This window comes from Moorella sp. E306M (assembly GCF_006538385.1).
In the GTDB taxonomy this organism is placed as follows: Bacteria; Bacillota; DSM-521; order Neomoorellales; family Neomoorellaceae; genus Neomoorella.
The window spans coordinates 155,072-176,316 of the sequence record NZ_BJKO01000001.1 but is presented as its reverse complement, the minus strand read 5'-3'; the positions used below and the strand labels follow the sequence as shown (position 1 = coordinate 176,316).

Genomic DNA, 21,245 nt, shown 5'->3' with positions numbered 1-21,245 from the left:
TTCAGGCAAGTTACCTTTTGCGGGTGCAGTCCGTCCAGATGATGTGCGGTTGTACCCTCTGGCAACAATCCCTCAGAAGAACTGGAAACAAGGCGGTAAACTGTGGAGTTTTTGTGAACGCGCTTGACATATACCCCCCGAGGGTAATATGATGGTGATATACGAACCCGCCGATTTGCACGCCGGTCCTACGTTGGTTGTAGGCGATGCTGCCGGATTGGCTGATCCTTTTACCGGAGAAGGTATCTATGCAGCCCTGTATAGCGCATGTCTGGCAGCGGAGGTGATTGCGGAGCAGGTCAACTGGCAGGTGCCCGACTTAGGAGGCTATACCTCCCTGGTTCGGGAGAGGATGGGGCCTGAGCTGGCTAATGCCTTTCGTGTCACCCGCTGGTTCTTTCCCGCGTCAGGCCTGGTGCACCGTCTTCTCCACCGTCACCAGGGATTGGCTACTTGCATGCTTCAGGTAATTGCGGGAGATCTGCCCTACACAAGCTTTTTCGATGCTTGCCGCAACCAGCCCGCTCTTCTATTCTGTCCCGGTGGTCATGACCGAACAGCAATTTTCGAGATCGTTCGCGCACCCCGAGGTTAAATGGCGGGATAAGTCCCATGTTCCGAAGGAAGGCAAGGGGAGGTAGGAACCGATGTTGGCAAGCATGTTAATCACTATCAGAGAGGGCACGGAGGCTTTTTTGGTGGTCGGCATCCTACTGGGGTACTTGGCTAAAATCAATCAGCGGAGATTTTCCCTTCATGTCTGGGGTGGCGGTGACAATATCACTGTCCGGTGACATCGGTAAAATTGCCCTTGACAGGGGACAAACTTTGGGCTAAACTACCATCTTGAAGGTCCTTTTAAGTTAGTCCGGTGAGGCTAGCAAGGGAGTAGTATAGGTATACTAGTGGTATGCTAAGCCTGCGCCAACCTTCATGCGCAGGTTTTTTAATGCCCGGAGGAGGGGTTAAGATGGAGCTGGCGGTCAAAGCCAGGATCATGGATGCCGATAAGCTGCGCCGGGCCCTGACCCGCATAGCCCATGAGATCCTGGAGCGCAACCGTGGGACAGGAAACCTGGTCCTAATCGGCATCCGGCGGCGGGGCGTGCCCCTGGCCGAACGCCTGCAGAAACTCATTGAGGAGATTGAAGGGGTGAAGGTACCCTTAGGTATTCTCGATATCACCCTCTATCGCGACGATCTCACTACTTTGAGCGTCCAGCCGGTCGTTCACCGTACTGAGATCCCCTTTAATATCAACAGTAAGAAGGTGGTCCTGGTGGATGATGTCCTTTTTACCGGCCGGACGGTCCGGGCGGCCCTGGATGCCCTGATGGACCTGGGCCGGCCGCAGAACATCCAACTGGCAGTAATCGTTGACCGGGGGCACCGGGAATTACCAATTCGCGCCGATTATGTGGGGAAAAATGTCCCGACTTCCCGTAAAGAAGAGATAGCCGTTCAACTTAAGGAAATCGACGGTGTCGACCAGGTGTTGATCAGGGAACTGCCTCAAGCAGCCGATGTCAGTCCTTGAAATTAGTCCCGCGAGGCTAATAAGGACGGGCGGGAGCAGTCCTCCTTATTAGCCAGTAAGCTGATAAGGAGTTTTTTTATGCCCGGGAAACGGAGGGATTTTGCTATGCGGTTACAACATAAAGACCTGCTGGGGTTAAAGGACCTTACAGCGGAAGAAATTGAACTCATCCTGGAGACGGCAGCCCCTATGAAAGAGATTCTCGGCCGCGATATTAAAAAAGTCCCTACTCTCAGGGGCAAGCTGGTTGTCACCCTTTTCTACGAACCCAGCACCAGGACGCGGACTTCCTTTGAACTGGCCGCCAAGTACATGGGCGCCGATACGGTGAGCATCGCTACCGCCACCAGCAGCATCCAAAAGGGCGAGTCTTTAAAGGATACGGCCCGCACCTTGGCGGCCATGGGAACCGACGCTGTCATCATCCGCCACAGCGCTGCCGGCAGCCCGGCGCTTTTGGCCCGTACCATTGAGGCTTCGGTTTTAAATGGGGGTGACGGCATGCACGAGCATCCTACCCAGGCCCTGCTGGACATGTTTACCATCAAAGAAAAACTGGGCGGCTTTAAGGGCCTAAAGGTGGCCATCCTGGGGGACATCCTCCACAGCCGGGTGGCTCGTTCCAACATCTGGGGCCTGACTAAAATGGGAGCGGAAGTCCGGGTAGTCGGCCCGGCGACCCTGATGCCCCCCGAGGTGGAAAAGCTGGGTGTTAAAGTGTATTACAGCGCCGAAGAAGCTCTCAAAGACGTGGACGTCATTAACGTCCTGCGTATCCAGAAGGAGCGGCAGAAGAAGGGCCTCTTCCCCTCGCTCCGGGAATATGCCCGCCTGTATGAATTAACTCCCCAGCGCCTCAAACTCGCCCGGCCCGGCGCCTTGGTGCTGCACCCCGGTCCCATGAACCGCGGCGTGGAGATTGCCCCGGCGGTAGCCGACGGCCTGCAAGCGGCCATTAACGAACAGGTTACCAACGGCGTGGCCGTACGCATGGCCCTGCTTTATCTGCTGATTGGAGGTGCCAACTGATGGCTATTTTAATCAAAGGCGGGCGCGTAATTGACCCGGCCCAGAATCTGGACGCCCGGCGCGACCTGCTCCTTGAAGGAGATAAAATCGTTGCTCTGGAAGCCGACATCACCCCCACAGCGGGTACGGAGGTAATTGCGGCAGAGGGTAAAATTGTTACCCCCGGCCTGATTGATATGCATGTTCATTTGCGTGAGCCGGGGTACGAGCAGAAGGAGACTATTGCCACCGGTACCCGGGCAGCGGCTGCCGGGGGGTTTACGGCTGTGGCTTGCATGGCCAATACCAATCCTGTGGCCGACAGCGCCAGCGTCATAACCTTTATCAAAGAAAAGGCGCGGCAGGAAGGGGTAGTCCGGGTTTATCCCGTAGGTGCCCTGTCCAAAGGGCTGGAAGGTAAGGAGATAGCGGAAATCGGGGAACTGGCGGCGGCCGGCGCAGTAGCTATTTCCGACGACGGCCACCCGGTAATGAACGCCCTGGTCATGCGGCATGCCCTGGAGTATGCCAAAATGTTCAACCTGCCGGTAATTAGCCACTGTGAAGATACCGATCTGGCTAACGAAGGTCTCATGCATGAAGGCATTTTGTCTACTATCCTGGGCCTTCGGGGGATACCGGCGGCGGCGGAGGAGGTGATGGTCGCCCGGGATCTTATCCTGGCGGAAATTACAGGAGGAAGGCTGCACCTGGCCCACGTCAGCACGGCCGGTTCCGTCCGTCTCCTCAAAGAAGCCAGGATGCGAGGTGTTAAAGTAACGGCTGAAGTTACACCCCATCACCTCTGCCTGACGGACGAACTGGTCCAGAGCTATGACACCAGCACCAAGGTCAACCCGCCCCTGCGGCCGGCGGACCACGTGGCGGCCGTCGCAGCGGCCCTGGCGGCCGGAGAGATTGATGCCATCGCTTCCGACCACGCTCCCCATGCCGATGAGGATAAAGATGTAGAATACGATTACGCTCCCTTTGGTATGGTAGGCTTAGAGACGGCCGTGCCTCTGGTGGTGACGGAACTGATTCTGCCCGGCAAATTGACCTGGCTGCAGGCGGTACAGGCCTGGACGGTAAATCCGGCCCGGATTTTAAATGTACCCGGGGGCAGCCTGGTGCCGGGAGGGGTAGCCGACGTGACCATCATTGACCCGGAGTTGGAGAAAGAAGTCAATGTCAACGAATTTTACTCCCTGGGTCATAACTCGCCTTTGCATGGCCGCAAGCTAAAGGGCTGGCCGGTAGCGACCATCGTCGGCGGCCGCATCGTTATGGAGCAGGGGAAGGTCATAGAGGATTGACTTATGAGGGCCAACAACCCCGCCACGAAGGCTAATAATTTGGCGAAAGAACCTAACCTCTCCTGCAAGAAGATATCGAAACGTTATTTTAGAGGAGTGAATGCCGGTGCAAGGTTTTTTGGTGCTGGCAGACGGTACGGTTTTTACCGGCGAGGCCTTTGGCTATCCCGGCTACTGCCATGGCGAAGTAGTTTTCAATACCAGCATGACCGGTTATCAGGAGATCCTGACCGATCCCTCTTACTGCGGCCAGATTGTTGTCCTCACCTATCCCCTTATTGGTAACTACGGTATTAATGCTGAGGATTGGGAATCCGAAGGCCCCCGGGTGGCCGGCTTTATCGTCCATGAAGCCTGTCCCCGGCCCAGCAACTGGCGGGCCACCGGGGATATCGACCATTATTTAAAAGAAAACCGCATCCCGGCCCTTCAGGGGGTAGACACCCGCGCCCTTACCAGGCACCTGCGTCGCCATGGTACCATGCGGGGCATCCTGGCCACAGGAGAAGTTGACGTGGAGGAGCTAAAGACCCGGGCCGCCATGGAGCCACCTTTAAGCGGCCCCAAACTGGTGCCGGCCGTGACCAATAAGGAACCTTTTACGGTTGAAGGCGGCGAGCGCCGCATCGTCCTCTATAATTTCGGTGTCAAGGAGAATATCATCCGCTGGCTCCATCGCGTGGGCTGTACGGTCATGGTCATGCCGGCCCGGAGTACGGCGGCTGACATCTTAGCCACCCGGCCCCACGGGGTGGTCATCTCCAACGGCCCGGGCGACCCCAAGGATGTCCCCTACGGGGTGGCTACCATCCGGGAACTCCTGGGCAAAGTACCCATGATGGGCATCTGCCTGGGCCATCAGCTTTTGGCCCTGGCCCTGGGGGGTGATACCTATAAGCTCCCCTTCGGTCACCGGGGCGGCAACCACCCGGTCAAGGATTTAAGTACCGGCCGGGTCTACATCACCTCCCAGAACCACGGCTACGCCGTCCGGGCTGAAACACTACGGGGAGAAGTGGCCGTCTCCCATATCAACCTTAATGACGGTACCGTTGAAGGCTTGCGTCACCGGCAGCTGCCTATCTTTTCCGTCCAGTACCACCCCGAGTCTTCTCCGGGCCCGACGGATTCAGAGTACCTTTTCCATGAATTCATCCAGATGGTAGATGGCTATCGGAGAAAGGAGGGCCACTGAGATGCCGGTTAAACCCGGGTTAAAAAAGATTATGGTCATCGGTTCCGGGCCCATTATCATCGGCCAGGCGGCGGAATTTGATTATGCCGGCACCCAGGCCTGCCGGGCTTTAAAGGAAGAAGGAATGGAGGTTGTCCTGGTCAATTCCAACCCGGCCACCATCATGACCGACCGGGACATGGCCGACCGCGTTTACCTGGAACCCCTGACCCTGGATTTTGTAGCGAAGATCGTCCGTAAGGAGCGGCCCGACGGTCTGATCCCCACCCTGGGGGGGCAGGTAGGGTTGAACCTGGCCCTGGAGCTGGCCGAAGCCGGCGTCCTGGAGGAAACCGGGGTAGAGCTGCTGGGAACGCCTTTAAAGGCCATCCAGCGGGCTGAGGACCGGGAGCAGTTCAAGGCCATGATGCTGGAACTGGGGGAGCCGGTTCCCGAGAGCCGGATTGTCAACACCGTCGAGGAAGCCCTGGCCTTTGCCGGAGAAATCGGCTACCCCGTCATTGTGCGGCCAGCCTATACCCTGGGCGGTACCGGCGGCGGGGTGGCCCGGAGTGAGGCGGAGCTGGAGGCCATCGCCCTGAAGGGCCTGAAGCTAAGCCTTATCAAACAGATCCTGGTGGAGCGCTCCGTCGCCGGCTGGAAGGAGATCGAGTACGAAGTCATCCGCGACGGGGCCGATAACTGTATTACCGTTTGCAATATGGAAAATATTGACCCGGTAGGCATCCATACCGGCGACAGCATCGTCGTCGCCCCCTCCCAGACCCTCTCCGACCGGGAGTACCACCTGCTGCGCCGCTCGGCCCTCAAGATCATCCGCGCCCTGGGCATCGAAGGGGGCTGCAATATCCAGTTCGCCCTGGATCCCGGCAGCATGCGTTATTACGTCATTGAGGTCAATCCCCGGGTCAGCCGCTCCAGCGCCCTGGCTTCTAAGGCTACCGGCTATCCTATTGCCCGGGTGGCCACCAAGATCGCCTTAGGTTTAACCCTGGACGAGATTCCCAATGCCGTCACCCGGGAAACCAAAGCCTGCTTTGAACCGGCCCTGGATTATGTCGTCGTGAAAATCCCGCGCTTTCCCTTTGATAAATTTTCTCTGGCCGAGCGCCTCCTGGGCACCCAGATGAAGGCCACCGGGGAGGTAATGGCCATTGACCGCACCTTCAGCGGCGCTCTCTTAAAGGCCATTCGTTCCCTGGAATTAAAGCTTGACGGTTTGAGGGTACCGGCCTTCCAGCGTTTCAGCGACGGCGCCCTGCGCCGCAAAATGGCCGAGGCCGACGACGAGCGCCTGTTTGTTATTGCCGAAGCCCTGCGCCGGGGCTGGACCATTGCATCAATCCATGAAATCACCGGCATTGACCCGTATTTTTTAGGCGAGATTGAAGCCATTGTTGCTATGGAAGAAAAACTCATAGCGGCAGGCCCTACCCTGGATGGGGCCACCTTAAGGCGTGCCAAGGCTATGGGTTTCAGCGACGGCGAGATTGCCAACTTTACCGGTCTGCCGCCGGCGGCCATAGCCCGGCAGCGGCGGGAAGAGGGGATCAGGCCCACCTTTAAAATGGTGGATACCTGCGCAGCCGAGTTTGAAGCCGTTACGCCCTATTATTATTCCAGCTACGACGTTGAAGACGAGGTCCGGCCCCTGAACGGCCGCAAAGTTGTGGTCCTGGGGGCAGGGCCCATCCGCATCGGCCAGGGGATCGAGTTCGACTACTGCTCGGTCCATGCCGCCTGGGCCCTGCGCCGCGCGGGTGTACACCCCATAATGATCAATAACAACCCGGAAACGGTCAGCACCGATTTTGATACCTCAGACCGCCTTTACTTTGAGCCCCTGACACCGGAAAATGTCTTAAACGTCCTGGAACAGGAGCAGCCGGAAGGGGTGATTGTCCAGTTCGGCGGCCAGACGGCCATCAACCTGGCCAGGGTAGTGGCTGATGCGGGCTTTAAGGTCCTGGGTACTACGGTGGCCGATATTGACCGGGCCGAAGACCGGGAAAAGTTTGACGCCCTGTTAAATGAACTCCAGATCCCCAGGCCCCGGGGCGGAACGGCGACTTCCGTAGCCGGGGCGGCGAGGATTGCCAAAGAACTCGGCTTCCCGGTGCTGCTGCGGCCTTCCTACGTCCTGGGCGGCCGGGCCATGGAGATCGTCCACAGCGAGGGCGAGCTCCTGGAGTATGCCACCACCGCCGTGCGCGTCGCCCCGGAACACCCCATCTTGGTGGATAAATACCTGCCGGGGACCGAGGTAGAAGTGGACGCCGTCAGTGACGGTGAGACAGTCCTAATCCCCGGCATCATGGAACACGTCGAGCGGGCCGGCGTCCATTCCGGTGACAGCATTGCCATTTATCCGGCCCACAGCTTACCAACGGGAGTGGCCGAAAAAATTGTTGCTTATACCCAACAGCTGGCCCGGGCCCTGCGCGTTCGCGGCCTCCTCAATATCCAGTTCGTAATTCACCAGGGAGAAGTTTACGTCCTGGAGGTCAACCCCCGTTCCAGCCGGACGGTGCCGTATCTTTCCAAGATTACCGGCGTGCCCATGGTGGCCCTGGCCACCAACGTCATGCTGGGCAAAAGCCTGCCGGAGCAGGGCTACCGGGGCGGTTTAATGCCGCCGCCGGATTTTACCGCCGTGAAAGTCCCCGTCTTTTCCTTCGGCAAGCTCCTCCAGGTGGATACTTCCCTGGGACCGGAGATGAAGTCCACCGGCGAAGTTATGGGTATTGATCCCGTCTATGAGAGGGCCCTTTACAAAGGCTTGCTGGCTGCCGGTTGCGCCATCCCCGGCCGTGGGACCCTTCTGGCTACCATTGCCGATAAGGATAAGGCGGAAGCGGTCTCCATTATCAAGGGCTTTGCCGAACTGGGCTTCAAAGTAGTAGCTACGGCCGGTACGGCCGGCGCCCTGGCCGCGGCCGGGCTCTTCGTGGAAAGGGTGGGTAAGATCCGCGAAGGTTCGCCCCACATCCTGGATTATATCCGCGAAGGGAAAATCCACTTCGTCCTCAATACCCTGACCCGGGGCAAGATGCCCGGGCGGGACGGCTTTAAGATCCGCCGCGCCGCCGCCGAACTGGGCATCCCCTGCCTTACCTCTCTGGACACGGCTCGGGCCCTGCTTAAAGTCCTCCAGTCCCTGAAGTCCGGGGATGAATTTGAACTTAAACCCCTGCAGGAGTATGTATCCTGCCCTTCACACATAAAGTAAGATTTTAAAAGCGCCTATTTTGTCGATAAAGAGGACAGGAGATGATCTTTTTGCCTGCCAGAGATAAAATAATCGTGGCTTTGGATGTTGCCAGCCTGGCGGCCGGGGAAAAGCTGGTAGACCAGCTTTTCCCTTACGTCGGCATGTTTAAAGTAGGCCTGGAGTTTTACACGACCGCCGGGCCGGCGGCCATCCGCATGATTAAAGAGCGGGGCGGTAAAGTCTTTGCCGATCTGAAGCTTCATGACATACCCAACACCGTGGCCGGGGCGGCCCGGGCCCTGGTGCGCCTGGGGGTGGACATGCTCAACGTCCATGCCGCCGGCGGCAGGAGCATGATGGAAGCTGCGGTAGCGGCTGCCAGGCAGGAAGCGGAGGCGGCCGGACGCCCGGCTCCTTTCATCCTGGCCGTTACCGTATTAACGAGCCTGGATGGGAAAGCTTTAAGAGACGAGGTAGGCATTGAACGGGAAGTAGAGGAGCAGGTGGTCCGCTGGGCCAGGCTGGCTAAAGAAGCGGGGCTGGACGGGGTGGTGGCCTCGCCCCGGGAGATCCGGGCCATCCGGGAAGCCTGCGGTCCGGAATTTCTCATTGTAACCCCGGGAGTGCGTCCGGCGGGAGCCGACCGCGGCGACCAGCGCCGGGTTATGACCCCGGCCGCGGCCCTGCAGGAGGGGGCTTCTTACCTGGTAATCGGCCGCCCCATTACCGCCGCCCCCGACCCGGCTGCCGCCGCCAGGGCCATCGGGGAAGAAATGGAGGGCGTTATATAACGTTATGAAGGATTACCTGGTGCGGGCTACGGCGGGCGAGGGCCAGATCCTGGCCATAGCGGCGCAGACTACCCTGCTGGTGCAGGAAGCGAAGGACTTGCACAACACTTCGCCTACGGCGACGGCGGCCCTGGGCCGGGTGTTGACCGGGGCGGCCCTGATGGCGGCAACCCTCAAGGAAGGTCAGAGTATTACTGTACGCATCCTGGGTGACGGGCCCCTGGGCAGCATTGTGGCTGTGGCTCGCCCGGGGACGGTGAAAGGCTATGTGGCGGAACCGGGGGTAGACCTGCCTTTGAGGCATGACGGCAAGCTGGACGTCGGCCGGGCGGTAGGCAGGGGAATGATGTATGTGGCTAAAGACCTGGGGTTGAAGGAGCCTTACAACGGCAGCGTGCCGCTTGTTTCCGGCGAGATCGGGGAGGACCTGGCCTACTATTTTACCGCCTCTGAACAAAAACCTTCTGCCGTCGGCTTAGGGGTTCTGGTAGAACCCGGCGGAAAGGTGGGGGCTGCCGGCGGTTATCTTTTGCAGCTTCTGCCGGGATCGGCCGAAGGAACAGCTGCAACCCTGGAAAAAAATATTGAGGCGGCAGGCCCGGTGAGCCGCCTCATCTCCCGGGGGCACACGCCGGAAGATATCCTGGCCCTGCTTTTGCAGGGCTTCGCCCTCAAAGTCCATGAGCGCCGGCCCTTGCACTACGCCTGCGGTTGTTCCCGGGAGCGTTTGAAGGATATTCTCCTGGCTTTAGGGCCGGGAGAACTACAAAAGCTCCTGGAAGAACAGGGTGGTGCCGAGGCCCGGTGCGCCTTCTGCAGCCGGACATATCGTTTCAGCCGGGAGGAAGTGGCGGAACTTCTCGCTGCCCTTCCAGGGCAGGAAGAATCATGACCCTCCGGAGCATTAGCAGCTTAATTTACCGGCGAAGGGGAGTTATTTCCTGCCAACACGGGAAAAATAACAATATACTGGGAAGAACCTCCGGAGGTGCCAATGTGACTTCCCTGGGTTTGGCCCTTTCCTGTAATGCAACAGGATAGGGCCATTTTCATACTTGCGGTCTCAAGGGAGGCCAGCACGAGCTTGGGGGGTAGACATTATCTACCAGGTATTTTAGAATCTTAGAATAGCTGGTAGAGCGGTTGGAGCCCGCCATGCCTTAACTGTACAGGAGGATAAGGGTAAGTATCGAAAAAGTAAGACCCATTATTGCCGTGCATTGATTCTTACAGCGCGCAAATTAGTGCACCTGTTTGATGCTCTGCTGCGCAGCAACCAATTTTACATACCCTAAGGGCTTAAGGAGGGATTAGTTTAGCACTACTTATTGCCATTAATATTTGGTAATGAGATGGTTTTTATTGTCTTTTCTTATCTAAACAGATTACCCTTTTACCGAAGTGATGTTTATGAAAATTCTTGGCGTGGTCGGCAGTAATAGGAAACATGGCAATACATCCGGCTTGGTGAAGGCAGCCTTGCAGGCTGCTGAAAAAGAGAATGCAGATACTTCCACTAATTTTTCTAGAGATTACTTAATTCAGGACTGCGTAGGATGTGAAGGCAGCAAAGATACAATGCGGTGTGCCATCAAGGATGATATGCAGAAGCTATATCCCCTTTTATTGGAAGCTGACGGGATTATCCTGGGGTCCCCGACTTATTTTTACAATATTACCTCTACTATGAAGGCTTTTATTGACAGGTGCTACTGCTTTGAAGCGTTTGCAGGGGATGATCAGGCCAGTTGGGATGCGCTTCATGAAGCCTTAGGCATTAAATATGCTGTTGTTATTGCTGTGTGCGAGCAGCATGATGAAGCAGATATGGGTTTTACCGCTGAAGCCATGATAAAACCTCTGGAAGCATTAGGATACAGAATCATCAGCACTATAAAAGCGATTGGTTATTTTAAGGCGGGAGAAGCTTTGCAGGACGAAAGGGCTGTAGAGGATGCCCGGAATGCCGGAAAAAGGCTGGCAAGAACCATCAGCCTTCGTAAGGAGGTAGAAAAAATGCAACAATAAAAAGATATTATGATATGCAAAAATAAAGTGGGTGAAAGCCCGGGCACCCAAATCTTGCTGATTCTACTCCCTTACACGCTGTGGATGGCTGGTTGTACCTGGCGGGTCATGGACCTCTATTCCAGAAGGATTACCGGTTATTCAATGCGGAAAAATCTCAACCGGGAATTGGTGATTGAGGCCTTAAATAATGCCGTCAGCAACCGCGGGCCAAGCCAGGAAAACTTATCGTCCACTCCGACCGCGGCAGCCAATACACAAGCAACGATTATCAGCGGCTGTTGCAGCAATATGGCTTTATCTGCTCTATGAGCCGCAAAGGAGATTGCTGGGACAACTTCCCAATGGAAAGCTTTTTAAAAACATTGAAGACGGAATTCGTATATCATCGCCGTTTTAAAACCCGGGCAGAAGCCGAGCTAGAAATCTTCGAGTACATCGAGGTTTTTTACAACCGGTTCAGGTTACATTCAGCACTCGGGTATAAGACACCGGAAGAACTTGAGAAAAACTATGATAACCTGAGAAATGTGGCTTAAGTTGGTGTCCTATTAAACGGGGGAAGTCCATGAGGCAACTAACAAGAGTTAGTGGAGCTATATTCTAACCCCTTTTCCGGCTTAATTAGAGCAGGCAGTAATTCGCTAAGCCTGTCAAGGTCGCCGTAGGCGGCCGTAAGCTTTAACCATGACAGGCGCAGCGAATTACTGCACAATACTCCGGAGCCGGAAAAGGTGCTGGGTAAATATGGGGTTTTTATGTGAGGTCTCTTTTTGCCTACTACATCTTGACACGTACACCTTACAATACTCTGCTTGACATGACCGCAAATGTAAATATATTATTAAAACAGACAAAAGCTGTATAACTACCGGTGAGAAATAAGGTGTTCCGAATGAAGATTGATTATATGCGCGAATATATTGCTTTGGCAGAAAACCTCAATTTTACGGAAACTGCAAACAAACTGTTTATGACCCAGCCTGCGTTGAGCAGGCATATCGCTGTGGTCGAGGAACAAATGGGTATCCAACTGCTAAAAAGAACAAAACAATCCGTTGAATTGACGCCCGCCGGGAAACTTGTTTTAGAGGAGTTTAAAAAGATTATAAAGCAATACGATGCTCTTATGTCCCAAATCCGGTTGCTTTCCTCAGGTTTTACCGGCGAGCTAAAGATCGGAATGCTATATTATGCTATTGAGGAATATGTTACCCCGGTCGTAGAATTGTTTAAGGACAACTATCCCGGCGTTAAGCTGTCGTTCCTCTCGTATCAACCCCGTCCGCTTGTTCAAAACTTGTTAGAAGATAAAATCGATTTGGGACTTATAATGCGTCTGCCATTTCCGCATTCCGACCTGATCCGTTACCATAAGATCTGCAGGGAGAAGCTAGCCATTATGGTGCTGGCCGATGATCCGCTGGCTGCAAAAAAGATCGTTTCCATCAAGGAATTGGTCGGCAAAACCATCGTGTTTTCTCAATCCGATATCGAATTAAGCGAATACATACAGCACTTGCTTGCCACACACGGCGTTTACCCCAAGCGATTCATTTATTCCGAACATGTCGATACCATCTCTTTCACCATGGCCGAAGTACAAGGAGTTGCAATAGTACCAAGCCATCTACGCATTATGCGGAGAAAAAACATCGATTTCGTTGACATCGATGAAGACGACTTTTTTTTGGAAATGTGCTGGGCATACAAGTTTGATAATAACAACCCTGCCATTCCCCTGTTTCTTAAACAAGTCAACCGTATTTTTGCCGGTAACGCTAAAGAAAGATAAAAGAATAATAGGCCGATGAATAGAGCCCTGGGCAACGCCTGCGGGCAGTCCCAGGGCCTGATGAGCTTAACCGAACGCTTTTCTTATTTTCGTCAAGCTTTATTAACCAGAGGATGCTGCCCCGAAAAAATTATTTTCTATCTTTCAGCCTGGGAATCGTTTCAGTATCCACGTCTTCGTTTCTGTCTTTATCCACATACGGGAATCTGGCCACAGTCGCCCGGATCTCCTTCTGCTTCGTTCCTTTTTCACCCCAAAGAATTGTTACTTCCGTTCCGATTTCGCCATATTCGACATCGATAGAGCAAAGGGAGATCATCTTACGATAATAGGGGCTGAACATCCGCCCGGAACTGATGCCGATTACCTTCCCATCCTTATTAAGTACCGCATCTGCGTGATACTCATTGCCTCCATTATAAAATGCCCAACCTTCTCCGCGAAACTCCATGAAGCTATAGGGCTCCTCGTCCGGGTCGAACCACGATCTGTATATATCCAGAATATCCTCCGGGTTCCACTCCAAGGTTACCATTTTTCTTTTCGGATTTGCTACTATCTTCTGAAGAGCTTCTTTACCGATGAAATCATGATCGAAATTAATCATCTTAGCCCAGCCGACTTCAACAGGGTTTCTTAGGTGGAGCTTTATATCTGGGTCCATGCTTCCCTTAAGAACGGGGGGCCTAAAACCATATATATCCGATTCGTGGTTGGCCATAAATTCATCCAAGCCTTCTCTGTTGGCGAAGAAGAAATGATAAGCAACCTGTGGGAAACCGCCTTCAGTATGAACAACACGATAAGCATGTCTGCCCAGTTTGGTTATACCAAACGGCTCGCCGGCTTTCAATAATGCATTATAGACAGGGATCGCATCTTCCACTTTGCCGTGGACTTCATAAGCCAGAGTGCCGCACATACCGATTCTATAAACCATAACTTCTCTGCCGTCAATACGAGTATTCTTGAATCTCAAGAACTTAATATCATGCAGATCCTCGCCTGCCGCCGCTTCAACCACCTCCAGGGATCTGGGACCTCCCAGCTGATATAAGAAGACCTTGCCTGTCAGGTTTTCCCCTACAACATCATAATTTCCTTGTTTTAACGCAAACTCGATATAGGGCCACAGCCAAAATGTAAGGACTTCATCCTCCGCCAATCTTAGCGCCGCTCCGTGAATGACAATGTATCCCTCTTCGTTGCACATGATGACGTGTTTGGAACTGCCTACCTCAAATTTTTTGAAGCTGTTTACGCTTATGTCGGAGAGCAACTTCAGGACATCTGGCCCTTTGAGGCGATAGGTATTTGTCGGATTCAGCCCTGCGTGGAGATAACACGAAGTATGCCAGGATAAGCATTCTTTAATCCAGCCTTCGTATTCATATGGATGGAAGCCTCCCGCTTCAAACGGAGTGATCATGCCACCTTCGCTTTGACAATAGGTAGAACAATTTGGGTCATACGGAACATACGGAGTGTGTTTTAAGTATCTTTCACCTTTTGCCATGCTAAAACTCCTTTCTTGTTTTTTGAGAGTTTGAATTCAAACCCTATAAAAGAGTTTGAATTCAAACCCTATAAAATAATATACTCTGCTTTTGATACATATGGAAATAACATTAGCGAATAGCATTATGCAAAAAATGAAAACCGCCAGAAGCAGAAACTCTGCCTCCTATTTGCCGGATGAAATAATTAAGCTTGTTTTAGCCCCACCTCGGTGATAGGTTGGGGCTATTTTACGCTTACAGATGAGCGGGCAAAGCGTTAAAGAGTGGTGCGCCTCCCATGAAGACGTTAGCCCCAAACAATTATGGTACTGGCTGCGGAAGTATAAAAAACAGAACGGAGTTTCCTCAGGGGAATCCAACAGATGGTTGCCGGTAGAAGGTAAGCGTCAAATACTACCCACTTTTTGCGTTACGTAAGCATAAAATAACCCCCACCTATTATCTAAGCATTCCTGTAATGATTTAAGACCCGCGGTAAAATGTCAAGACCCTGAATTGGAAATTTTAATGTCTCAAAATGTAAAAAGGCAATAAGAAACCAAGCCGGCAAAACAAAACAATAATTACCAGCACGAACAGTAAAAGACAGTTGCAAAAGAAATGTTTAACCCAACCTCCTTTGCCGGTAGATTTGGCCCTCACTCAGCAGCGTGAAGACCATGCGCACGAGCTTGCGGGCAGTCAGGACCAGGGCACGTTTATGGTGATGATGCCTGGCTTCGGTAAATTTCTTACGGTAGAACGCGGCATATTCCGGCTCCCGCACCCGGACGGAATTAGCCGCTTCAATGAGGTAGTACCGTAAGTAATAATTACCGGACCTGGTGAGGGGGATATCCTCGGCAGTAAACTTGCTGGACTGATGCTGCCGCCAGGTCAGGCCCGCGAATTTAGCAAGGGCATTGTGGTTCTTAAACCTGGAGATGTCACCTATTTCGGCTACTATGCCGGCGGAGTAAACCGGCCCGATCCCAGGAACGGTATCCAGTGTTTGAGGAATGGCTTTTAGTTCTTTAGCAATGACCTGGTCGATCTTCTTCTGCTGGGTTTCAAAGAAGCGGATGGTTTCCAGGGACATGGCCAGGGTAACATCAACAGCATCCCGCATTTTAGGGTTTAAACGGTAGGAATTGCGGGCTGCCTGTTTAATTACCCTAGCCATCTCCGGGACATCCTTCAAGCGGTTATTGCCGTGTTGCAGCATCATGTCGACCAGTTCTTCCACCGGCATATTAGCAATTTCATCAGGGGTGAGGTTGCCAACGACAGCCCGGGAGGCCTGCCCGAACAAATCGGAAAAGGGACATTCCTTCTGGTAGGTAGAGAACTTAAGGAATATCAGATTGAGGGCTCTGTTCTTCTCACGAGTGAGGTTACTGACCAGGTGATAGCGAAACCGGGTAAGCCGTTGCAAAGGAGCATAGGTCATATCAGGAGGGGGTGTTGGACGTACCCGTCCAAACCGCAAGCAATCAGCAATAACCCGGGCATCCAAGGAATCGGTCTTAGCCATATCCGGGTAGATACGCTTAAAACCATCAATTACCTTAGGGTTAATCACCGCTATTTCAGTAGCAAAAGCCGAGAGTTCAGGAGCCTCATGCAGGGCCTGGGAAAGGTGCCACCAATACAGGTTAGTGGCCTCCATGCCAATCTTAACCTTATCAGCATTAAGTAACTAAGCTTCAGCAACAATCCTTTCCACAAGCCTTTCGGCCCCGGGGAGGTCGTTGGAAACGTTGAAACCACAGACATCTTTACCGGTATCGTCGAGGATGCGGACCACATTGGTGTCGGACCCTATATCGATACCGACAAAAAGGGTTTTACCCATAGCAAAAACACCTCCTTTCCCGGGGAAATAACGAACCAAAATTGGGGTATCCCTGGGAACCTGACGTAACAGCAACCTTGCTGATGAGCACCGACCCTTAAGAGACTGGTGCGCAGCTCCTTGCTGAAGGGAGAACCTCTAAAGGGCGTGCGACCCGCGCGTAAGCGGTTGCCGCCAGGCCCGGGGAGCAGTCTTCAAAAGCACTTAGAAAGTGCAGGAGGTGTTGAACTGCCCCGCCATCGGTTCTACCGTGACTGTCCCAGAGGATACCTCAAAGGTCAAACACTTTTTATGACAAAATAAATGACCAACTGGAAATTTAACCGTTGGTCATATCATACAAGGAGGTGTTGCCAATAAAAAAGCCTCCTGGTAAAAAGAAAATAGACTCAAAACAAACAAACCCACCAGGAGGCGAGAAACCGAATGAATGAGGTGCAAAATAAATTACTGGTCCATGGTGATGTGATAATTGTCGGTATCGATGTAGCCAAACACAACCACTGGGCACGGATCTATAACCAAATCGAACTGGATGTGGTCAAACCCTTCAAGTTTCATAATAGCAAAGAAGGCTATTATCGTCTAGTGGCAAAAATGGAAGAAGCCAAAGAAAAAGCCCAGGCAACAAGGGTAGTAATCGGCATGGAACCCACCGGCCACTACTGGAAACCCTTAGCATGGTTTCTCCAGGAGCAGGGTTATACAGTAGTGATAGTCAATCCCTATCACGTCAAAAGGCGGAAAGAGGAAGTAGGCAACTCCCCCACCAAGAACGACCGCAAAGACACCGGGATAATAGCCAAAGTAGTCAAGGACGGGAATTTCCTCCACTGCCTTTTGCCCAAAGGAAAATATGCCGAACTAAGGAACCTGACCGTAACCCGGCGACAACAACGCCGGAAACTAAACAGTGCCTTAAACCAACTCCAGGCCATCCTGGACGAATACTTCCCCGAGCTGGGGCAAATATTCAAAAACCTGTTAGGCAAAGCCGCCCTTTGGGTCTTAAGGAACTGTCCCTTCCCCAGGTTAATATTAGCCTATAAACTCGAAGAATTAGCCGCGAAGCTAAAAGAAGCGAGTAACCACCGAGTAGGGATAAAAAGGGCCCAGGCCCTCTACCAGACGGCCCAGGAATCGATAGGAGTAACCGAAGGATTAACCGGAGCCCAACACAGATTAAACGCCTGCCTGGACGAAATAGCCTTTTACCAAAAGCAGATCAAGCAAACAGAAGCAGCCATGGCCGATATTTTGGCAGGAATAGATATCGCAGGCAATTTATTAAGCATCCCCGGTATAGGCCTGGTAACAGTAGCCGGCTTTTTAGGTGAAATAGGCGATCCCCAAAATTACGAGCACTGGAAGCAAATCCAAAAACTCGCCGGCCTGAACTTAAGCGAACAAAGTTCCGGGCAGAAGAACGGGCAAAGCAAAATATCCAAACGCGGGCGAGCCGAATTAAGGAACCTGTTATACCAGGCCAGTATAACTCTGGTAGCCAAAAACCATGAATTTAAAGCCCTGTACCACTACTTCCTGACCAGGCGGGAAAACCCCTTAAAGAAAAAGCAGGCCTTAATAGCCATAGCCGTAAAATTACTGCGGGTGATGTACGGCCTGGCCAGGAAGAAAGAAAACTACGACCCTGACAAAGTATTAGGCGACTATCGCCGCGCCCAATTACAGCAAGCAGCTTAAAAATAAACCCCAAACACAAGGTAAAAAGTCTTGGGTGGGGGAAGCCTTAATCACCTCCATAAGGGCATAGACCCTGCATGAGAGTACTAGGCATATCCCACCCGCCCTCAAAAGGCCGAACGAAGGAATGAAACAGGGCATAGACCCCGGGAGACATGATAGGGTAGCCGAGGGCCAGGAAGTGGTGAGGTTACTACCCAAGACTTAAAGATTAAACCATCGTCTTGTTGTTGTGGACGATGATGGAGGCTTAGTCTGCCCTCTTGGACTTCATCGTAAAAAATTGAAAATCTAAGAGAGCAGGCGATTTAACGAGCTAGAAGCAAATTATTGAGATAGGTGGGGGTTATTTTACGCTTACGGGAGTTATTTCCTGCCAACACGGGAAAAATAACAATATACTGGGAAGAACCTCCGGAGGTGCCAATGTGACTTCCTGGGGTTTGGCCCTTTCCTGTAATGCAACAGGATAGGGCCATTTTCATACTTGCGGTCTCAAGGGAGGCCAGCACGAGCTTGGAAGGTAGACATTATCTACCAGGTATTTTAGAATCTTAGAATAGCTGGTAGAGCGGTTGGAGCCCGCCATGCCTTAACTGTACAGGAGGATAAGCGTTGGTTAGACGAAACGGTGGTTCCAGGGAAATCTGGGGTATTGTTTTTGCGGCCCTGGCCGCGGTCGCCTTGGGAACAGAAGGGGTAGCAGCCAAGCTGGCCTATGCCGGCGGGGCTAATATGCTGACTACCCTGGCCCTCCGTTTTCTGTTCGCAGCTACATTTTTCTGGGGCAACCTGTTGCTTTTCCCTTCAAACTGGAGGGTAGACCAACGCACATTTTACCAGCTGATAGTCCTCTCCCTGGGAGGACAGGCTTTGACGGTGCTTCTACTTTTTTACGCCTTTCAGCATATCCCGGCAGCAGCAGCCATACTCTTTTTTTATATTTATCCGGCTATCGTAACCATCCTTGCCGCCGTCTTTTTACATGAACCCCTTACCAGGGCCAAGGGCGGGGCCCTTTTCCTGGCCTTTTTGGGCCTGAGCATAGTCCTGGGGATACCTGCAGGGGATTGGAAAGGAGGGGGGACGGCGGCCGCTCTTCTGGCCGCTCTGGCCAACGGCATTTTTATGGTAGGACAGACCCGCCTGTTGAAGCGCCTGGAACCCAAAATTTTTAACGCTTATGCCACTTTGACCATGGGCGTGGCATTTTTGTTTGTAGCGTTAATGACGGGAAATTTTAATCTTTCCTTTAATATCCAGGCACTTCTGGCCATTGCCGTGCTGGCCTTAATCACCACCGTCCTGGCCTATATGGCCATGGCTAAAGGGTTGACCTATTTAGGTGCATCGCGTGTAGCTATTATCTGTACCCTGGAACCGGTAGTTACCGCGGTCCTGGGTTTCCTGGTGCTGGGGGAAAAACTGCAGCCCGGCCAGATCCTGGGGGGGACCCTCATCCTGCTGGGAGTAACCTGGCAACAAGTCGCCGGGCAAGGGGCCGTTGCCCCGGATAATACTTAAGGTAGTCCCGGCGAATGAACCTTATTCCGCCGGCGTTACATAAACCGTCCGCTGGTGGTCGTAAATGACCATGCCGGGCCTGGCGCCGGCGGGTTTGCGGACGTTTTTCACCAGGGTGTAGTCGACCGGCACCCGGCTGGATTGGCCGGCGCGGCTGTAGCGGGCCGCCAGGCGGGCGGCCATTTCCAGGGTGGGGGCGGGCACTTCCCGGCCTCCGGTGCGGATGATCACATGGGAGCCGGGGATGTCCTTGGCATGGAGCCAGAGGTCGCTGGAAGCGGCATATTTTAAGGTCAGCCAGTCGTTCTGGCGATTATTTTTGCCGACCAGGATTTTAAAACCATCGGGTGAAGTAAATTCCAGGGGCCGGGAGGGCCGGGCGGCATCTTTTTTATCACCCTTTTTTCCCGGCTTTTCTTTTTCCTTTTCTTCCGGCAGATACCCTGCCTGACGCAGCTCCCGCCGGATTTCCGCCAGGTCGTCGAAAGTTGCGGCCATGCTCAAGGCCTGGGCGATGCTTTCCAGGTAAGCTATCTCGGCGTGGGTTTGTTCCAGTTGCTCTTTAGCCAGGCGGGCGGCATTTTTGGCCTTGTTGTAGCGGTGGAAATACATCTGGGCGTTTTCGGCCGGGGTCAGAGACGGGTCCAGCTCGATGGTTACCATTTCGCCCGCCGGATCATAGAAGTTGGGGGCCGTTAAAGTAGACTGCCCTTTTTCCAGACGGTAGATATTGGCAGTGATGATTTCCCCGGCCAGGCGGAATTTTTCCGCGCCGGCAGCCTCAGCCACCGTAGCCGCCTGCAGTCCTTCTTTTTTATAGCAGCGTTTCAATTCCCGATCGAGGATATGCTCCAGGCTGCGCCGGGCTCCTTCCAGGAGCTGCCGTTCCCGCCGGGCCTGATAAAAACTGTCGCAGGCGGCCGAGGGGGTTGGGAAAGGCTGCCGGGGTAATCCCTCATACTGGTGTAGTTCAAAGGCGGCAAAGGCCAGGGGCTGCCGTTCCTGTCCCATGACGACAACCGGTTGCCAGGCCTCAGGGCTGGCAGCCGCCATGATTTCCCGGAGGGCCTGGTAAATGCGGGCCAGTTCGTATTCGCCGCAGCCTTCCATGGTTGCCCCGGCCGGCAGGCCGGCGCGGCAGACGACTTCCCGGGCGGTTTCCGGCCCTAATCCTGCGAGTTTTTCCACCAGCAGGCGCTCCAGGGGTGTATTCCACTGCCCTTCCAGGATGAGACGGGTAAAGGCTTCGTCGTCGAGGCTGCGGGGATCGGCCTTAACCTGAGCCGGCGGCGGGACATAAGGGCGCCCGGGCAGGACTTCCCGGTGGCGGCTGACGGCGTGGGTGTAACGGCGGGCAGCGTCAATAATGTTGCCCTCGGGGTTAAGGAGAATAATGTTGGAGTGCTTGCCCATGATTTCAGTTACCAGTTGCCGCGTCGCCGGCCGGCCCAGTTCATCGGTCGTATGAAAATGGAATAACAGGACTCGCTCCAGGCCCGGCTGCTCGACGGCCGCCAGGGTCCCACCCTCCAGGTGCTTGCGCAGGACCATGCAGAAGAGGGGCGGGGTGACGGGATTGGTAAAGGCGGCCGCCGTTAGATGCACCCGCGCCTGGTCGGCCAGGCTGCAGAGGAGGAGTTTTTTGGTGTCGCGGCCTTTACGCAGGTGGAGAATGATGGTTTCTTTTTCAGGTTGAAAGATGCGGTCAACACGGCTGCCTATCAGTCCGGTTAATTCTTCCTTGATGGCAGCAAGGAAAAGACCATCAAAAGCCATTAAATC

General features: G+C 53.7%; 16 protein-coding genes and 2 pseudogenes. 15 read left to right on the top strand and 3 right to left on the bottom strand.

From position 1 onward, the window contains the following. Positions 1 to 151 precede the first annotated feature (151 nt). From FLZ89_RS00865 to FLZ89_RS00805, 12 genes and pseudogenes are all read left to right on the top strand, one after another. Positions 152 to 595: an NAD(P)/FAD-dependent oxidoreductase gene (locus tag FLZ89_RS00865; protein ID WP_141304123.1), complete on the top strand. Its 444-nt coding sequence runs from the start codon at positions 152 to 154 to the stop codon at positions 593 to 595. 52 nt (positions 596 to 647) lie between these two features. After that, entirely contained in the window at positions 648 to 794 is a 147-nt protein-coding gene (locus FLZ89_RS00860; RefSeq protein ID WP_253256366.1) for a hypothetical protein, read from the top strand. 176 nt (positions 795 to 970) lie between these two features. After that, positions 971 to 1,537, top strand: coding sequence for a bifunctional pyr operon transcriptional regulator/uracil phosphoribosyltransferase PyrR (gene pyrR, locus FLZ89_RS00855; protein ID WP_141264172.1), 567 nt, complete (start codon positions 971 to 973; stop codon positions 1,535 to 1,537). Between the two features lie 105 nt (positions 1,538 to 1,642). Next, entirely contained in the window at positions 1,643 to 2,566 is a 924-nt protein-coding gene (locus tag FLZ89_RS00850; protein ID WP_141264173.1) for an aspartate carbamoyltransferase catalytic subunit, read from the top strand. Then, positions 2,566 to 3,861, top strand: coding sequence for a dihydroorotase (locus tag FLZ89_RS00845; RefSeq protein WP_141304122.1), 1,296 nt, complete (start codon positions 2,566 to 2,568; stop codon positions 3,859 to 3,861). The genes FLZ89_RS00850 and FLZ89_RS00845 overlap by 1 nt, the downstream gene beginning before the upstream one ends. A gap of 100 nt (positions 3,862 to 3,961) precedes the next feature. Further along, on the top strand, positions 3,962 to 5,056 hold the full coding sequence (gene carA / locus FLZ89_RS00840; protein ID WP_141304121.1) for a glutamine-hydrolyzing carbamoyl-phosphate synthase small subunit: 1,095 nt from the start codon (positions 3,962 to 3,964) through the stop codon (positions 5,054 to 5,056). 1 nt (position 5,057) lies between these two features. After that, positions 5,058 to 8,285, top strand: coding sequence for a carbamoyl-phosphate synthase large subunit (gene carB / locus FLZ89_RS00835; RefSeq protein ID WP_141304120.1), 3,228 nt, complete (start codon positions 5,058 to 5,060; stop codon positions 8,283 to 8,285). Between the two features lie 41 nt (positions 8,286 to 8,326). After that, positions 8,327 to 9,058, top strand: coding sequence for an orotidine-5'-phosphate decarboxylase (gene pyrF, locus FLZ89_RS00830; protein ID WP_141304119.1), 732 nt, complete (start codon positions 8,327 to 8,329; stop codon positions 9,056 to 9,058). A gap of 4 nt (positions 9,059 to 9,062) precedes the next feature. Continuing rightward, positions 9,063 to 9,950, top strand: a complete 888-nt coding sequence (hslO, locus tag FLZ89_RS00825) for an Hsp33 family molecular chaperone HslO (RefSeq protein ID WP_141304118.1) — start codon at positions 9,063 to 9,065, stop codon at positions 9,948 to 9,950. Between the two features lie 518 nt (positions 9,951 to 10,468). Beyond that, complete coding sequence (locus FLZ89_RS00820) at positions 10,469 to 11,086, top strand: flavodoxin family protein (protein WP_141304117.1); 618 nt, start codon at positions 10,469 to 10,471, stop codon at positions 11,084 to 11,086. 83 nt (positions 11,087 to 11,169) lie between these two features. Continuing rightward, a pseudogene (locus FLZ89_RS00810) lies at positions 11,170 to 11,625 on the top strand (IS3 family transposase); the annotation flags it as partial. A 356-nt stretch (positions 11,626 to 11,981) separates the two neighbouring features. After that, the gene (locus FLZ89_RS00805) at positions 11,982 to 12,881 is read left to right on the top strand and encodes a LysR family transcriptional regulator (RefSeq protein WP_141304114.1); all 900 of its coding nucleotides are present in this window, start codon (positions 11,982 to 11,984) and stop codon (positions 12,879 to 12,881) included. Positions 12,882 to 13,011: 130 nt separating this feature from the next. On the opposite strand, the gene FLZ89_RS00800 is transcribed toward FLZ89_RS00805, so the two are convergent. After that, positions 13,012 to 14,397 (bottom strand): hypothetical protein, encoded by a 1,386-nt coding sequence (locus FLZ89_RS00800; RefSeq protein WP_216363806.1) that lies wholly within the window; start codon positions 14,395 to 14,397, stop codon positions 13,012 to 13,014. A 244-nt stretch (positions 14,398 to 14,641) separates the two neighbouring features. On the opposite strand from FLZ89_RS00800, the gene tnpA reads away from it, so the two are divergent. Beyond that, the gene (gene tnpA / locus FLZ89_RS16630; RefSeq protein WP_428846040.1) at positions 14,642 to 14,818 is read left to right on the top strand and encodes an IS66 family insertion sequence element accessory protein TnpA; all 177 of its coding nucleotides are present in this window, start codon (positions 14,642 to 14,644) and stop codon (positions 14,816 to 14,818) included. Positions 14,819 to 15,005: 187 nt separating this feature from the next. On the opposite strand, the pseudogene FLZ89_RS00790 reads toward tnpA, so the two are convergent. Further along, positions 15,006 to 16,235 (bottom strand): annotated as a pseudogene (locus FLZ89_RS00790) (IS110 family transposase). A 426-nt stretch (positions 16,236 to 16,661) separates the two neighbouring features. On the opposite strand from FLZ89_RS00790, the gene FLZ89_RS00785 reads away from it, so the two are divergent. Both FLZ89_RS00785 and FLZ89_RS00780 read left to right on the top strand, forming a co-directional pair. Then, complete coding sequence (locus tag FLZ89_RS00785) at positions 16,662 to 17,939, top strand: IS110 family transposase (RefSeq protein ID WP_141304113.1); 1,278 nt, start codon at positions 16,662 to 16,664, stop codon at positions 17,937 to 17,939. Positions 17,940 to 18,554: 615 nt separating this feature from the next. Beyond that, entirely contained in the window at positions 18,555 to 19,463 is a 909-nt protein-coding gene (locus tag FLZ89_RS00780; protein ID WP_172613373.1) for a DMT family transporter, read from the top strand. 21 nt (positions 19,464 to 19,484) lie between these two features. On the opposite strand, the gene FLZ89_RS00775 is transcribed toward FLZ89_RS00780, so the two are convergent. Then, complete coding sequence (locus FLZ89_RS00775) at positions 19,485 to 21,239, bottom strand: Rqc2 family fibronectin-binding protein (protein WP_141304112.1); 1,755 nt, start codon at positions 21,237 to 21,239, stop codon at positions 19,485 to 19,487. Positions 21,240 to 21,245 lie beyond the last annotated feature (6 nt).